Origin of the sequence: Ruegeria sp. HKCCSA071, assembly GCF_017872555.1 — a bacterium.
Taxonomy (GTDB): domain Bacteria; phylum Pseudomonadota; class Alphaproteobacteria; order Rhodobacterales; family Rhodobacteraceae; genus Ruegeria.
The window spans coordinates 24,807-40,557 of the sequence record NZ_JAEDOX010000009.1 but is presented as its reverse complement, the minus strand read 5'-3'; the positions used below and the strand labels follow the sequence as shown (position 1 = coordinate 40,557).

The following is a 15,751-nucleotide window of genomic DNA, read 5'->3' as shown; positions in this document are numbered from 1 at the left end:
AATGCATGGGACTCCAACCCATTTGAACTTTCCCCGATTAGGGCAACCTGCCTTCCAGAACAACTGAGCGTGCAAAGCGTCCCGACCCGTCGAACCATTGTGTAGGCACGATCTCACTCAGGTCTCGGCGTCCGGTCCGTTCATACTGAAACTGAGCGAAAGCCTTGTCGCCTTTCCCATGGGTCTTGTTTGGTTTCGATGGCAACCAATTCGTGTATTTGACCGGCTCTCCGGTGTACCACCGCCAGCCTTTCACGGCATTTTCTTCCTTTGGGTCCTTCCGGAAACCGAAATAGGGGCCAGCCTTGTAACTGGTGTTGGTTCGACTGTCATAGCCTTGTTCAAACAAGGCCGGATCATGGGCGATCATGCGCACCACGAATGCGTTCTCGTCAGCCGATGTCAGGGATGCAAGATCGATGCCACAGCTCTCGGCGAGGCGGCGCGCGTCGTCAATCGAGCCGGAATAAATCATGGCGATGTAGAAGCTGCCCCGGTACTTGCCATAGATGCTTTTCCGCAACCCAAGGCACCTGAGAACCGTTATGATCTCTTCATTCTCACCCAGCATTTCAAGGTCATCCGGCATTTGACGCACGGCAAATGGATTGCTGACAAAACTATCGTCGGCCCCATCCTGCCACTCTATTCGCAAGCTTGCCAGAACGGCCGCATCGACATAGCCCGTCGGATCAAGTCCACTGGCCTCCTGCAAAGCCTTTAGTCCCGCCCGCGTCTTCGGTCCGAATGCGCCGTCCGGCACACCGACCTCGAAACCGGCGGTATTGAGCGCCTCTTGCAGTTGCTGTTTCCGTTCGCGGCCCGGTAAAAGGAAATCCTCCATTGTGGACAGATGGCCCTGTTTCTTCAGCCACTCCGGCGTGATCTCGGCCATGCGCCCCAGAATCTTAGGCTCGACGATGGTGGCCGCCCGGTACTTGCCAGCGACCAGCGACCAGCCACGCATGGTGTTCACTTTCATCGCGGCGCTGATTGCAGTGTCACGGGTCGCAAGGGGGCGCACGGCGGAGGGCATGGCCGTCTGGTCCGCAGGTGCCACCATTGCCACCTGTTCGACCTGTGGCACAAGGTAAATGTCTTCGCCAGGCAGTGAGCCATATGTAAATGGCTCCTGGAATCCATCCGTAAGCTCCACCACCCGATCGCGCACCCGGCGAAACATTTTCCCAAGCTCCAACCCCGGCTGTTCGATATGTTCCAAAAGTGCCGTCGCATAGGGGCTGTTCCGACCGCCCCCGTCCTGCGCCAGCGTTCCGCCACGCGCGGCATAGCCCACGACAACCCCACCGGGTTCCACTGCGGCCAGCCCACGCCCGATCGACCGAGTGGCCGACGCGCGCGACATCTGCGCAACGAAAGGATTGTTGCGGCAGGCATCGACCAGAACCAGCTTCAGCCCCGGCGTATCGGCAATCGAATTCACGATTGCATCCAGACGGATGGCCTCGAAGTCGACGTCGCGGTCGCTTTTCAGGGCCGCACTCACCGGGATCAGGTAGTTGGTGTTCTCGATCTCAATTCCGTGGCCCGCGAAATAGACAAGCGCCACATCGGCCCCTGCGGCGGTTTCGGTAAAGTCCCGAAGTGCGATGCGCATACCGTTGTAATCCAGGTCCAGACCCGTGGTGACCTCGAACCCTATACGTGCCAGCGATATCGAGATGTCCTGAGCATCATTGACCGGGTTCTCCAGACTCGAGACATGCTGATAAGCGGAATTGCCAATAACCAGAGCCACGCGTCTTTCCGTCGCCGCAGAGGCTGCCGCTGTCAGGGTGCAGATCAGCGCAAGGACCAGCAGAACGCAGCGCAGAGCCAGACCTGAAAAAGACCAGTTTATCATCAAGCGTCCCCCGCGTGTCGGCCGAGGGGCTGGAGCGTGTCCTATGGCAGCGAAATGCCAGCAGACCGGACAAGGCTCGCAAACCCCGCATTCCGGTTGACCCTTACTTTACCCGACAACTCGATTTCGACAAAGGGTCGCAGGGCATCGAACCATAATCCCTCGGCGGCCAAGGCCGACACATCCTCTGCGGCGGGCTCTGGGGCGGTGACCCGTTCCACGTAAGTCGTTACCGTCGCGATAACGGTCCCCGCCTCAGGTTCCGCCAAAACGACTGTCCAGACATAGATACTCCCCGGCTCCAGCACGAATTCTGAGCGCGACAGGTCAAGCGCGTAGAACCCTTTTCTGAACCGACCTTTGCCGGAAATACCGACCCCATTCTGCGGCGCTCCGATCGGGGCCAACTGTGCGGTCATCTGACCTGAAAAGTTTTCAGCCAAGTGCCAGATCAGTGGGGGTTTACCTAATGTAGTCACACCGCCGCCAGCCGGTGCCAGCACGGCCAGCACACCAGCCTCTTGCCCGACATCGCGGGTGGCAGCACCGACGCGGTCCGCCGGGGCACCGATGGTGGGCGGAATGAAGATGACCTCGTCTGGATCAGCCTGCTGACTGCCTTCGCTTTCTTGCGCCGACAGATCAATGGTCGAGCCCAGAAGCAGCAGCAAACCGGTTATCAAAGCGCCAAGAGTGTTTCCCGAACATGCCGGTGTCATCATTACGATGCCCCCTTCTGTGCAGATCCTGTGAGCAAGAATAACCCAATTTCCCGCGACTTGTCGTCGTGTATGAGGTGTCCGACCGGCTGAAACATGAAATCGCCTCCGACGAGTTCCCGAAGATCAGCACTGGCACAGATCGTGGTTGCCGACGTTCCTCTGTCTTGCAACGCCTTTCCGAATGCCTCGATACGGGCTGCGACGTTCACTGTGTCGCCCATGATGTTGTATTGAAGGCTGCCCGCGCTGCCCAACGTGCCGCCCAAAACCACACCACTATGGAGCCCGATCCGCAGACCATAAGGTGCCAACAGACCACCTTCTGCATTCAGTCTGTCAATCCGGTCAGAAATTTGCAGTGCCGTCCGGCAGGCCGCGACAGCGTCCTTTTGGATGTCCTCTTCGGCTGTTCGAGGCAGCGGCGCACCGAACACCACCAGGATTCCGTCACCGGTGAACTTCTCAATGAACCCGCCGTTTTCGCGCGCGACCTGGCTCATCACATCCAGAATTCGGCTTGTCCAATCCATGAAGGCTCCCGGCTCGGCCGAGCCGCCGACGGTCGTCGAGCCTGCCAGATCAGCAAGAAGGACACTGACGCGCAAGCGACGGGGGCGCGGTTTACCGCCAGCAAAAAGGATATCACGCGCGTTCCATATCTCGGCTGTGAGTTCCGGGGACAGATGATCCGAGAACAGTTTGGCGATGGCCTGGCGTTGCCGACGCGAGATGATCCCGACGGTGAGGAGAACTAAGAGAAAGGCGGTAAACCAAGCAACCGATGTCGGAACGACCGGCAACCATAGTCCACGAGACAACAGGGTCGAAAGCGCTGCTCCGATAGCGATGGCAAGGCCTGGTCCAAGTAGTATGACGGTCAGCACAGTGCGCGACAGAACGCCAGCTAGTGCCCCGAATAATGCGCCGGCGAATATTATCGCCAAGTGCGCACTTTGCCCGGGGCTGCGCATCGGTTCGCTGCGGCCCGCAGCATAATCGATCAATTGCTGGGTGGTGGCTGCATGCACCAATACGCCATAGCTGAATGGCGTCTGTGGCGGGTTGTTCAGCGGTGTGCGAAAATCGTCTTTGATCGACTTGCTAGTAACCCCAATCAGGGCGACCTTTCCTTCGATCATGTCAGCGTCTGCTTGTCCGGAGAGCAGGTCGCGGGCCAGTACGATTGGGGCCATCGGCAATGCATTGGTGTAATCCAGCAGCACCTGATAGCCTGTATCATCCAGCCCGCGATAACTGCCGAACCCGTCTTCCAGCCGTCGCACCGGCGTCTGACCAAACAACAGGGTCCGGGAATCGTCCGGCCAGGCTTTCAGGCTGTTTTGACCCGTGGCGCGCAGGGCCAACTGTGTGCTGAACGCCAAAGAAATGCGATCGGTGCCGCTGACCAGCAGAATACCGCGCCGGGCGACACCATCCGCGTCGACAGGGATATCAGCAAACCCCACGCTGCCGTCGTTTTGCGCGAAATCCGGCGCCTCGATACTCAGCCCGCCTCGATCGTTCAGTTTCACAACCCAGATCGCATTGGTCTTCAGGAACGCCGCTTCGAGTTGCTGCCGCCCCTCGATCACCTCGTTGTCGCGATAGATGTCGATACCGATTACAGCGGCGCCCGCCGACGACAGTGCGTCGATAATGTTCGCAACCTGACCATCTGAGAGGGGCCAGCCCCAGGTGCGCAAGTCCTCGTCATCGACCGCGACCACGACAACATCTTGTGCCAACGCATCGCTGGCCCTGCGGGCCAAAACCCAATCGTAGTGTGCAAGCTCGGGCCGCTGCAGGTAACCTTCAGAACGAAGGCCAGCGAGGATCGTGAAAACTCCAAGCGCGGCAAGACCCGCCACCAAAAGCGCCTGCACCGGACTAAGAAGCCTTCTGTTCATCTTACAAGTTTGCAGTTGTTCGAAGGTAAATAGCAACTTACGTTCGTTGTTTTCTCAAAACCAGCCGAGAGATTGGAGGGCTGAACGCCGCTCAACCCGTGTCTTTGAGGGTGAACTTCACAAGGCGGACTTTTGAGGAACCTGCTAAAGCTATCGGTTCAGGGGCGAGAAATTGACTCTGAAATCGGCTGCCACTCGATTACGGTTCAGCTTGCAGGTCAACGCGGTGCGCATTGCCTAGGCGCAGGAACTCAGGATTGGTTTGCATGCCATGTTGTTTCTCTTTTGTGGTAAAATTTCAGGTCACTAAGGCTGAACATGTCCGCGACAGGCGCGCAGAGTCTTTCTTTGCCCTGACGTCGTTGGCTTGATCCAAAGCAAAGCCCACGGTTCAGCAGCAGTATAGAGGAATACCCGCAGCGAGTTTTCAGGCGGTGAATAATGAAGAAAAACTCATTGATTTTTCTTGCTTTGGCTGCGCTCGCGATGGTGGGCGTGGTGGTCTATTCCCTGGTCTCTGAAAATGGAAGCCAGTTGCCTGATGGATTTGCGCAGGGGAATGGTCGGATCGAGGCCGAGCAGATTGAAATTGCGCCAACCTTAGCCGGACGTGTCGAAAGCGTCATGGCGGTTGAAGGCGGTATGGTCGCCACCGGTGACGTGCTGGCCGAAATGGACAGTGATGAGTTGTCCGCAACGCTGGATCGTGCCAAGGCCGAAGTGGCGCTGGCGCATCAGACCAAAGTGGAAGCAGAGGCACTTGTTGTGCAGCGGAAAAGCGAACTGCGCCGGGCCGCGCAGGAGCTTCAGCGCGCAACGGCGCTTCTGACTGGGCAGAATATCTCTGAAACGGTTTTCGAAGAACGCGAAACCATACATCAGGTTGCTGCGGCGGTTCTGGGTGCCGCGCAGGCGCGCGTTGCCACCGCAGAAAGTCAGATTGCGGCCGCAGAGGCCGAAATGCGCCGTATTGAGGCGCTGATCGAAGACAGCTCGCTTTTGGCTCCGACGCGCGGGCGTGTGCTTTACCGGCTGGCGGAACCCGGCGAGGTCGTTGCCGCAGGTGAACCAATCCTGACCCTGCTCAGCCTTGAGAATGTGTATATGGAGGTGTTCCTGCCAGCGCGCGAAGCCGGATTGCTGCCTATTGGCGCCGAAGCTCGCATCGTTCTTGACGCCCTGCCGGACTATTCCATTCCAGCCTTTGTAACCTTTGTCTCTCCTGAAGCACAGTTCACGCCCAAGCAGGTCGAGACATTGGATGAACGCGAACAACTGGTGTTCCGCGTCCGTGTGCGCATCCCCGAGGATCTGATCCAAAGCCGGATTGAGCACGTCAAAACCGGGCTTCGCGGTGTTGCCGTGATCCGGATCGATCCAAACCTTGCGTGGCCAGCCGCGTTGGAACAGGGTATCCCGCCCGAGCTGTTCGAATGACGCCAGAGGCCGACATTGAGATTCGCATTACGGGTGTCACGCACCGGTATCGCAGCAATGTCGCATTGGAGTCTATTTTGCTTGATCTTCCCAAAGGCCAGCTGGTCGGCTTCATCGGACCGGATGGGGTTGGAAAGTCGACACTGCTTGGGTTGATCACCGGTGCAAAGAAACTGCAAACCGGATCGATCAGTGTTTTAGGTGGCTCGATCGACGACGCCGCGCACCGACGCCTTATCTGCCCGGCCATTGCCTTCATGCCACAGGGCTTGGGTCGAAACCTTTATTCTGAGTTGTCAGTACGCGAGAACCTTGAATTCTTTTCAGGGCTATTTGGCCAAGGGCAAGAAGAATGTGACATCCGGACCAATGCGCTGTTGTCGGCAACGGGGTTGGCACCGTTTGAAGACCGGCTTATGGGCAAGCTTTCGGGCGGGATGAAGCAAAAGCTCGGCCTGTGCTGTGCTCTCATACATGATCCGAAGCTGCTGGTTTTGGACGAACCGACAACTGGTGTCGACCCACTCTCACGCCGTCAATTCTGGGCATTGATTAATGCCATTCGGGCAGAGCATCCCCGACTGTCTGTCCTTGTATCCACTGCTTACATGGAGGAGGCGGAAAGCTTTGACCAAATTGTTGCAATGGACGGCGGTCACGTCATCTTTCAAGGCAAACCTGCTGAACTGAAAGGGCAGGACCGGGATCTCGAAACCGCATATCGGCGCTTGCGGGCACACGATGGTTTTAGGTTGGTGTCGGATCAAGCACCTGTACGGCAGATCAACCCGAACCCTGTGATTTCTGCCCGAGGGCTGACACGTCGGTTCGGTGATTTTACCGCTGTCGACAATGTCGATTTCTCGATCCATCGCGGAGAGATATTCGGTTTTCTTGGGTCAAACGGCTGTGGCAAATCCACTACTATGAAGATGCTGACCGGCCTGTTGCCAGTCAGTTCCGGCGAGGCATTGTTGTTTGGCAACCCGGTTGATGCGCGTGATCGCAGGATGCGTCGCGACATCGGCTACATGAGCCAGGCTTTTTCGCTTTATGGCGAGTTGTCCGTCCATCAAAATCTACAGCTTCATGCCCGAATATTTGCAATCCCTGATCGAGAGGAGCGGATAGCGGAATTGACCGAACGTTTTGGCCTGGCGGCCCATCGCGATACACTGGCTGCCGCGCTGCCACTTGGGATCAAACAACGTTTGTCATTGGCGGTGGCGGTTATCCATCGTCCCCGTGTTCTTATTCTTGATGAGCCAACTTCGGGTGTAGACCCCGAAGCACGCGATGTCTTTTGGGCTTTGTTGGTCGAACTATCGCACAAAGACTTGGTGACGATCTTTGTTTCCACCCATTTCATGGCCGAGGCAGAACGCTGCGACCGCGTATCGTTCATGCATGCAGGCCGTGTTCTGGCGGAAGGTACGCCCGCAGACCTGATCGCCGCAGAAGGCACCGGTAGCCTTGAGGAAGCTTTCATTTCAGTTTTGGAGACCGCAGAAAAACCAGCACCTGTCGTGGCACCCAAAGTTGACTTTGCCACCAAGACCAAGGTCACCGGACAAGGCATCGGTCGTGCCCTGACTTACACACGACGCGAAGCGGTTGAAGTGGTCCGTGATCCCGTTCGTCTGGCATTTGCATTTCTAGGCTCGGCGATTTTGATGCTGGTGTTCTGCTTTGGCATATCCCTCGACATAGAAGATCTTGAGTTTGCCGTTCTGGACTTATCTCAAAGCCCGGAAAGCAGGGCCTACACGGAAGAAATATCGGGATCGCCTTATTTCAAGCAGACGCCACCTTTGATCAGCGCCACAGAAGGGCGCAGACGGTTGCAGGCCGGGGACGTTTCGATGGTGATCGAGTTGCCTCCTGATTTCGGGCGCAAGCAGCGCACAGGTGAACCTACCCAAGTGCTGGCAACCGTAGATGGAGCGATCCCCTTCAAGGGGGAAACAGTCGAGGGGTATGTCGCAGGGTTGCACCAGTCGTTTCTCGACGGGCAGTCGAGGACCAAAGGCGAACACGCGGTTGAGATCGCCCGTATTGAACCCCGGTTTCGCTATAACCAGAGCTTTGAGAGCATTGCAGCGATGGCCCCGGCCATGCCCGCCATCCTGCTGATCATGCTGCCTGCCGTGTTGGCTGCGGTCAGCGTCGCACGAGAGCGCGAGCTGGGCTCGGTCGTCAATTTCTACGTGACACCGACAACGCGGCTCGAGTTCCTGATCGGCAAACAGATACCCTATATCATGATTGCCTACGTGAATTTCCTGTTGCTGGCGGCAATGATTATTTTCGTCTTCGATGTGCCGCTTAAGGGCGATCCTCTACCTTTGGCATTGGGTGCGTTTTTGTACGTTTGGGCGACGACATCTTATGGGTTGCTGATCGCAACCATGACATCCAGCCAGGTGGCCGCGACTTTTGCCACTGCTATCGCTTCGGTCGTGCCCACCATTCAGTTCTCGGGCCTCTTGCAGCCCGTATCAACGCTTGAGGATGGTGCGCAGCTTATCGGCTCTCTCTGGCCCTCATCCTACTTCCTGCACCTCAATGTCGGGGCTTTCACCAAAGGGCTGGGATGGGAGGCGCTCGCACCGGACATTTTGGCACTTGCCTGCTTCGGGCCGGCATTGACACTGATCGCCGCGCTTTGCCTTCGCGCGCAGGAGAAATGAATGCAGCGATTGTCCTGCATATTCTGGCTTGGCCTGAAAGAAATGATGAGCCTGCGCCGGGACTGGGTGATGATGGCGCTGTTGGTCTGGTCTTTCACGCTGGCGCCCATGATGGAGGCAACCGGCGTAGCGACCTCGGTCAATAACGCGTCGATTGCATTCTCTGATGAGGACAATTCTCCACTGTCCCGAGCGCTTGCCACAGCATTTTTTCCGCCCGAGTTCCAGCCGGTCGTACAAATCGAACCAGGTAGCGGTCCAGCGCAAATGGACGCCGGAGAATTCATCTTCATAGTTGTTGTTCCACCGGGATTCGAAAAAGACCTGAGGGCAAGGCGCAAGCCTGAAATCCAAGTTCTGATCGACGCCACGGCGATGGAGCAGGCCGGGATCGGTGCCAGCTATATCACCAATATTTTGGGCGCGGAAATTCGCCGCTTTGCAATCGGTGTCGATCTTGTCGATCCACCTCTGGTCGATGTCATCCTAAGAAGCGCTTTCAACCCCAACCGTGATACCGTGCGTTTTGCCGGGATCGTTGCCCTGATCGGACAGATCATGTGGCTTACCACCATTCTGACCGGCGCTGCCATGATCCGAGAAAGAGAGCACGGGACGATTGAGCATCTGCTGGCAATGCCACTGACCCCGTTTGACATTGCAGCAGCCAAGATCTGGGCCAATGCAGCAATTGTCCTGATTGCTGCCAGCCTGTCGCTAACCTTTGTCATGCAGGGTGCGCTGGGAATTGAAATCTCGGGATCAAAAGGACTGTTCCTGTTTGGCACCGCCCTGTTTCTGTTCACCGCGACCGCACTCGGGGTTTTTCTGGCAACGATTGCGCGTTCGATGGCGCAGTTTGCGCTTTTGGTCATGCTAATCGTCCTTCCCATGCTGATGCTGTCCGGCGGAGAGACGCCGGTTGAAGGGCAGCCAGACTGGTTGCAAGTCGGGACGCTACTATTACCATCTCGTCACTATATGGCCGCCAGTCAGGCGATTGTTTTCAAGGGCGCCGGTCTCGAAACAGTTTGGCCAGAGTTCATCTGGATGGCTTTACTGGGCGCTGTCCTGCTGGCAACAAGTCTGGTCCTCTTTCGGAGGTCTGTTGAGTAATTGAGCCAAACCGGTTCTGATTAATACTCAAGGGCGATTTCACAATGTCGCTGGGATGAGTGATTTATTCATATGTGACCGGATGCACGGCCTCCGATCATATATGGAACACAAATTTGGATAAGAACGACAATTTTGTGCAGGCCATCAAATCTCCATTCCGGACTCTCGGAAAGATGGGGTTACTCGACCCGAGAAAGCAGCAGAAAAACAGGTAAGAGATCCTCGAACAATTCTATAGTTCGTTCAATGAGGTTTGGTTCGATAGCAAAGGCAGAGTTGCCCAAATCCGTCCAGACGGTAAAGCCTTTGCGGCGCAATGCCTCTTCGTTTGGATGATCTTTGTTATAACCGGAGGGAACACGTTTCAATTCAGGATCCCCGACCCGGAATCCACGCTTTCGCATCTCAGCGGTTAGCTTGGTCAACTCAGCCCCTTTTGGGCCTGCCATCTCAGTTCGGAAGGCAGCCAACGCTTCCTTTTCATACTGAAACACCCCGCAGCCAAGCGCCATATCGTCGGGCGAGAGCCCAAAGAACCACATCGGCGGCTGATCCGCTTTCCCGTCCGGACTAAACGCAATATGCAGGTGCGCGTTGTAAGGTGTTTTGTCCTTGGAAAAACGGACATCCCGATGAATGCGAAAAATCTTGCTGCTGTGGGTCTGGCCGGTCAGAACACGCAAGGCAGTCGCCATGTCATCCGCGAACTGCCTGCTGGCCTCCTTCAAATGGGTTTCGTAAATTGCCTTGTTGGCTGCAAACCATTCCTTCGTGTTATTGGCTCGCAAATCCCTGAGAAAACCAAGCGCTTCGGGTGAGAAACTTTCAAATTTGGCCATTGCTTTTTCCGTTCAGTCTTTCGCGGGAAGGGCTGCCGCGTGTTCGAGACAAAGGTGCAACCAGCGCAACAAAGCAGCGTCATCGCAATCACTCTCGTCCACGCGGATAAAGCCACCCAGTTTGCGTGAACCGTGAATCACTGCTTGCGCCGTGGGGTCCGCCAGCGCCATGCTTTCGTTTTGCTTGCCCACCCGGAACATGAAACGGCCCAGCCCGTCGTTATGCCGCCGCGCCCCACACAGCATGTTGCCGTTCAAGAAAAAGCAATTGCCACCCATCATACGCTTTTCGGATATGCCCACATGCGCGGCCAAAGCGTCGCGGATGCGGGCGTTGAGGGTCTCATCCACCGGCATCAGCTGGATGCCTCAAGCTGACGGTGGATCGAAGGCGCGAACGGAACATAATCGACGAAGTTTCCGTGGGGCCACATCACGCGCAAGAGCCTGTCGCCCCCATCCCATAGCGGATGGGCACCCGCCCTGAATCGACGCAGGTCAAAAGCAATCGCCAGTGGAATGCACACCCAGACCAATAACGCTGCAAAAACCTGCACGATGTGCGAATATTGTTCCATCTGCGCCCTCCTTTCAGGCAGTTCTCAGGGTCTCATGCTTTCGTAGGTGATCAATGCAAAGCGGGCACCTTGCGGGTCGTTCAGCGTGGCCATGCGCCCGACCCCCGACATATCCATCGCGGGTTGAAGAACTGTGGCGCCTTTGGCTTCGGCCTTTGCAACACTGGCATCCACATCGGGAACTGTGAAGAAGATCGTCCAGCTTCCACGCTCCTCCGGCATTGGTGAAAAGCCTCCGATAGCGGTCTCGCCCACAACTGCGGCTGAATAACTGGACCCATCCTGCATCGGCATATCGCTGATCGTCCAGCCCAGCACATCCTGATAAAAGGATTTGGCCTTGCTCTGATCCGGCCCGGAATGCCCGATCCATCCTGAATTTCCGACAGCCGTCATCTCAAGTATACTCATAGGTACCTCCGTTGGTTACGCCCGCCACATGCGGGTCTGACCCAAGGACGTACGAGGAGTGTGTGCTCCTACAGGCCCTCTAATTCTTTTTGACTGATTTTGATTTTTTCGTTGATCACGTCACATTCCAACGTGGTGGGGGAAAGCGCCAATACGGTTTCAAAGGCGGAAATGGCGGCTTTATGCTCCCCCGCTTCTTGCAAAAGGCCACCTCGCATCGCGTGAAACCAACGATAGTTGGACAACTCCTGTGACAGCGGGTCCATCGCCTGTAGCGCGTATTGTGGACCGTATAGCTTGGCCTGTGCGGCAATCTGGTTGAGCCGGATCACGGGTGTCGGCTGTAATGCGTAAAGGGCGGCGTAGTGGCTTTCTATTAACGCCCAGTTGGTTTCTTTGGATGAGGCAGAACAGGCATGAGCCGCTGCGATTGCAGCCTGGATGATATAGACCCCGCGGTGGCCAATTCGTTGGGCTTTTTGCAACAGCGATGTAGCCTCGGCGATATTCGAACGATCCCAAAGGTCACGGTTCTGATCGTCGAGAGCGACAAGCTTGCCTTCCTCGTCAATACGGGCCCGGCGCCGGGCGTGTTGAAACAACAATAACGCCAGCAGTGCGGCCTGCTCGCCCATTGCAGGGAACAATGCAACTAGAAGACGGGCAAGCCGGATCGCTTCTCTGCACAGCGTGAGCTTGATTTGCTGCGGCCCGGCCGAGGTCGACCACCCTTCGCTGAACATCAGGTAAACCATTGTCGAGACTTCGCCCAACCGGGCTTGCCTTTCAGCCGGGCTTGGCGCTTCAAAGGCGACCGGGTTATTTGCTATCTTCTTTTTGGCGCGAGTAATACGCTGCTCCATGGTCTTGGATTTGACCAGAAATCCGCTGGCAATCTCATCGACGCTCAGCCCCACGACCACCCGCAAGGCGATGGCGATTTGATCCCGCCGATCCAGTTCCGGGTGACAGCAGATGAACAGCAAGCGCAGGACATCGTCCCGCATCTCGTCAGGGTCGGGTGTTTCCGCCGGCATCGGTTGAAACTCTTCTGCGTGGCGCGACAGGATTGCCGCGCGCCGCCGGGATTTGCGTAAATCATCCAGACCCGCATTCCGGGCCGTGGCCAGAAGCCATGCCAATGGATCACGAGGTGCCCCGTCCTGGGGCCAAACCGCCAAGGCTTTCAGGCAGGCGTCGGCAAAGGCCTCCTCTGCGGTGTCCAAATCCCGAAAAACCCGCGTCAGGGCAGCAATGGCGCGCGGGCGTTGTTCAGCGAATGTGGCCTCCAGCCAGTCTGACATGATCTATTCCGACGATATGGCTCCCCCAGCCCAGGCCACAGGCCGAACTTCCAGCTGCGCGACCGGTGAAGAGATCAGTTTTGCATGTTCCAATGCTTCTTCAAGGTCTTTGAAATCAGCGGCGTAAAACCCAAGGAAATTTTCCTTGGTCTCGGAAAACGGGCCATCGGTGATCAGGGGTGCAGCGCCCTCAGACGCGGCTGGTTCGACCATTACCGCTGACGTTGGCGGCATCAGTTTTATCGACACGAACTCTCCGCGTTCCGACAATACCGCTTGCAGGGCGCGATGGCCCGACATCACTTCGTCCTGGCGATCTTTCGGCAATGCCTCGAACACGCCCGGTTCCCCATAAATTGTAATCGCGTAGATCATTATCGCCTCCTTGCGTTGGTCGCATTGTGCAAGGACGCGCGAGGCCATGCAAATCCGACAACGACCAGAACCGACAAATTGCCCAGACCGCTTTTGTCTTAAAACCCTGCGGCCCGGGCTTCCATTACCATCTAGGGAACAGGTCAAGGGTTCTCAAAATCCGGTGCAAAACCGGCACCTTGAAAACCAGTTCCCAGAAAAATGTCCAAATGGTAGGCTGCGAAACTATGAAAAGCCGGCCAAATCGTCGATTAGCAGCCATCTTAGCAGCCGATATCGCAGGCTATTCAAGATTGGTTGGCTTGGATGAAGAAGGCACAATCGACAAGCTGCGCCGGATCCGCGCTGAAGTCATCGAGCCATTGATCGCCGGGTATTCAGGGCGCATTGCGAACACAGCGGGTGACAGTTTTCTGATCGAATTCCCCAGCGCAGTCGATGCGGTTCGCGCCGCCGTCGAGATACAGACCGAACTGTTGAAAAGAAACTCGGATACCGAACCCGACCGCGCAATCGTTTTTCGGATCGGTTTGAATGTTGGCGATGTCGTCTCGAACGCCGACGACATCTTGGGTGATGGTGTCAACGTGGCCGCACGGCTTGAGGCGCTGGCAGAACCAGGTGGGATTATCGCCTCGCAGGCGATTGTCGGATACGCGCGCAACAAGGTGCCCTTCGCCTTTACGCCAATTGGTCCGCAATCGGTCAAGAATATTGCGGACCCTATCGAGGCGTTCTGCGTCGAAACAGATGCGTTGACCCCGGCGGTAAAGCACAAAACCAAGAAAGTTCCTCATTTCATAGTTCTGGCTGTAATCGTCGCAATAGGCGCGACAGGATTTTTCGGAGTGAAGATATGGGAAAAGGGTCAGCTGCGCGCTTCTGAGGCGCAGATGGCCTACCCTCTGCCGGATCTTCCTTCGATCGCCGTGCTTCCGTTGACGAATTTCACCAGCGACGCGTCCAACAAGATGTTGATAGATGGTGTTTCCGAGGATCTTATAACGGATTTGTCCCGCATATCTGGGTTATTTGTCATCGCCGGAAACACTTCCTTTGCATTTCGGGACCGCGACATTGATGTGGCAGGTTTTGCCGAGAAACTGGGCGTTCGCTATGTCGTCGATGGGAGTCTTAGACGTAGCGGAGAAGGTTTTCGGGTCAACATCCGCCTGACGGACACATTGAACGGCAGGTTAATCTGGGCGGAACGTTTCGACGGTGAAATCGATGAGATCTTTGATCTGCAAAACAACATTGTACTGGCGATTGCGCACGAGTTGGATGTTCCACTGGACACAGAAAGCCGGATTGCTATCGAAAACATAGAAACTGAAAAGATCGAGGCGCGCGAAGCGTTCCAGCGCGGGTGGGAGCTTTATTCACGCTTCAATGAACAGGACAATCAGGCTGCAATTCCGCATTTTGAGCGCGCGGTCGAACTGGACCCGAATTACGCGCGAGCCTGGGCGATGTTAGCTATGGTACATTTGCGACCGCACATCTTCCACCACTGGTCAGGCTTTGCGAATGCTGACGAACAGATGCATATTGGGCTGTTCTATAAATACTACCGTGAACTGACGCATCAGGACACCTCGCTCATCCACGTCATCAGGGCAATTGTCGCTCTCAACCTTCCGGATTGGGACAGTGCCGAGGGTGTAAGTCGGGGAACGGAAGAAGCGAGACAAGAAGCCGCAAAGGCCATCGCCCTGCAACCAAGCGACCCAGAATCGCATTTGACAATGGGATGGGCTTTGATCGCGGGTGGCGAGCCAGAGGAAGGGCTGGCGTTTGTGCAGGCTGCGATGCGCCTCGACCCGGAATACCCCAGTCACTACGCGTTATTTCAAGGTGCCGCGCTGTTTGCCATGAATGATCTGACAGGCTCAGAGGCGGTCATTATGTCTGAGCTGGATAGAAACCCGCAGGCAGTTGAGTTGATGCCATTTGCGGCCTCGATCTTGGCCTTAAACGGCGACCGAAATGCCGCAAGGGCAATGATCGAACGATGGCAGAAAGGAGAGAATGAGAGTGTTCTGGATGAAGTTGTACGAGAGTATTTCTTTATCGTGCGATGGATCGGCGAGCATCAGCACTTAAACAACCGCTTGAAAAACGGCCTTCAATTGGCCGCGCTTCCGCCGAGCACCACAGTTGCAAGCCTCAAAGCTGATCTGATGCGCGGAGATGCCAAGGAACAACGTGACGCGGCTCAGTCTTTGGCGCTCTTTGGGGCCGATGCAGCCCTAGCCATTCCGGAACTGATCATGCTGTTGGGCAGCCCTTCGGTTTTTGTCAGAAAAGAAGCGGCCATCGCCTTGGGTGAAATCGGAGAACAAGCATCCCCCGCACTGCCTGCATTGGAAGCAAACGCAGACGGATCTTTGTCGGGAAGATTTGCCGCCCGAGCCATTGAACAGATACGCGGAGCCTCACAATAACGACGACTTTGGGCGCTATCGACCACTTGGATCCTGCTTTTTCTGGAGACTGTCGGCT

Annotated in this window: 13 protein-coding genes; 4 read left to right on the top strand and 9 right to left on the bottom strand. The window is 56.3% G+C overall.

Translation table 11 applies throughout. The features are described from left to right. Positions 1–37: 37 nt before the first annotated feature. Genes I9188_RS15260 through I9188_RS15250 form a run of 3 tightly spaced genes read right to left on the bottom strand, consistent with a single transcriptional unit; the run spans position 38 to position 4,493 of the window. Complete coding sequence (locus tag I9188_RS15260) at positions 38–1,864, bottom strand: caspase family protein (protein ID WP_209506006.1); 1,827 nt, start codon at positions 1,862–1,864, stop codon at positions 38–40. Between the two features lie 41 nt (positions 1,865–1,905). Then, entirely contained in the window at positions 1,906–2,586 is a 681-nt protein-coding gene (locus I9188_RS15255) for a DUF928 domain-containing protein (RefSeq protein WP_209506004.1), read from the bottom strand. Then, a complete protein-coding gene (locus tag I9188_RS15250) occupies positions 2,586–4,493 on the bottom strand; it encodes a CHASE2 domain-containing protein (protein WP_209506002.1) in 1,908 nt (635 codons plus the stop codon). Before I9188_RS15250 ends, I9188_RS15255 begins: the two co-directional genes overlap by 1 nt. A gap of 441 nt (positions 4,494–4,934) precedes the next feature. Here I9188_RS15250 and I9188_RS15245 point away from each other — a divergent pair, with 441 nt between their 5' ends. The 3 genes from I9188_RS15245 to I9188_RS15235 are packed head-to-tail and all read left to right on the top strand — an operon-like array spanning position 4,935 to position 9,736. Next, on the top strand, positions 4,935–5,930 hold the full coding sequence (locus I9188_RS15245; RefSeq protein ID WP_209506000.1) for an HlyD family efflux transporter periplasmic adaptor subunit: 996 nt from the start codon (positions 4,935–4,937) through the stop codon (positions 5,928–5,930). Next, positions 5,927–8,620, top strand: coding sequence for a ribosome-associated ATPase/putative transporter RbbA (gene rbbA / locus I9188_RS15240; protein ID WP_209505998.1), 2,694 nt, complete (start codon positions 5,927–5,929; stop codon positions 8,618–8,620). Before I9188_RS15245 ends, rbbA begins: the two co-directional genes overlap by 4 nt. Beyond that, positions 8,621–9,736: an ABC transporter permease gene (locus I9188_RS15235; RefSeq protein ID WP_209505996.1), complete on the top strand. Its 1,116-nt coding sequence runs from the start codon at positions 8,621–8,623 to the stop codon at positions 9,734–9,736. 182 nt (positions 9,737–9,918) lie between these two features. Here the strand turns inward: I9188_RS15235 and I9188_RS15230 are convergent, their stop codons facing one another. From I9188_RS15230 to I9188_RS15205, 6 genes are all read right to left on the bottom strand, one after another. After that, on the bottom strand, positions 9,919–10,578 hold the full coding sequence (locus tag I9188_RS15230) for a DUF2461 domain-containing protein (RefSeq protein ID WP_209505994.1): 660 nt from the start codon (positions 10,576–10,578) through the stop codon (positions 9,919–9,921). Between the two features lie 12 nt (positions 10,579–10,590). Then, complete coding sequence (locus tag I9188_RS15225; protein ID WP_209505991.1) at positions 10,591–10,935, bottom strand: TfoX/Sxy family protein; 345 nt, start codon at positions 10,933–10,935, stop codon at positions 10,591–10,593. Further along, positions 10,935–11,156, bottom strand: a complete 222-nt coding sequence (locus I9188_RS15220; RefSeq protein WP_209505989.1) for a hypothetical protein — start codon at positions 11,154–11,156, stop codon at positions 10,935–10,937. The genes I9188_RS15225 and I9188_RS15220 overlap by 1 nt, the downstream gene beginning before the upstream one ends. A 24-nt stretch (positions 11,157–11,180) precedes the next feature. Further along, complete coding sequence (locus tag I9188_RS15215; protein ID WP_209505987.1) at positions 11,181–11,567, bottom strand: VOC family protein; 387 nt, start codon at positions 11,565–11,567, stop codon at positions 11,181–11,183. Between the two features lie 68 nt (positions 11,568–11,635). Further along, positions 11,636–12,871, bottom strand: a complete 1,236-nt coding sequence (locus I9188_RS15210) for a DUF6596 domain-containing protein (RefSeq protein ID WP_209505985.1) — start codon at positions 12,869–12,871, stop codon at positions 11,636–11,638. Between the two features lie 3 nt (positions 12,872–12,874). Next, positions 12,875–13,246, bottom strand: coding sequence for a YciI family protein (locus I9188_RS15205; protein ID WP_209505983.1), 372 nt, complete (start codon positions 13,244–13,246; stop codon positions 12,875–12,877). Positions 13,247–13,455: 209 nt separating this feature from the next. Between I9188_RS15205 and I9188_RS15200 the strand changes: the two genes are divergently transcribed. Further along, positions 13,456–15,693: an adenylate/guanylate cyclase domain-containing protein gene (locus tag I9188_RS15200; RefSeq protein ID WP_348540344.1), complete on the top strand. Its 2,238-nt coding sequence runs from the start codon at positions 13,456–13,458 to the stop codon at positions 15,691–15,693. Positions 15,694–15,751 lie beyond the last annotated feature (58 nt).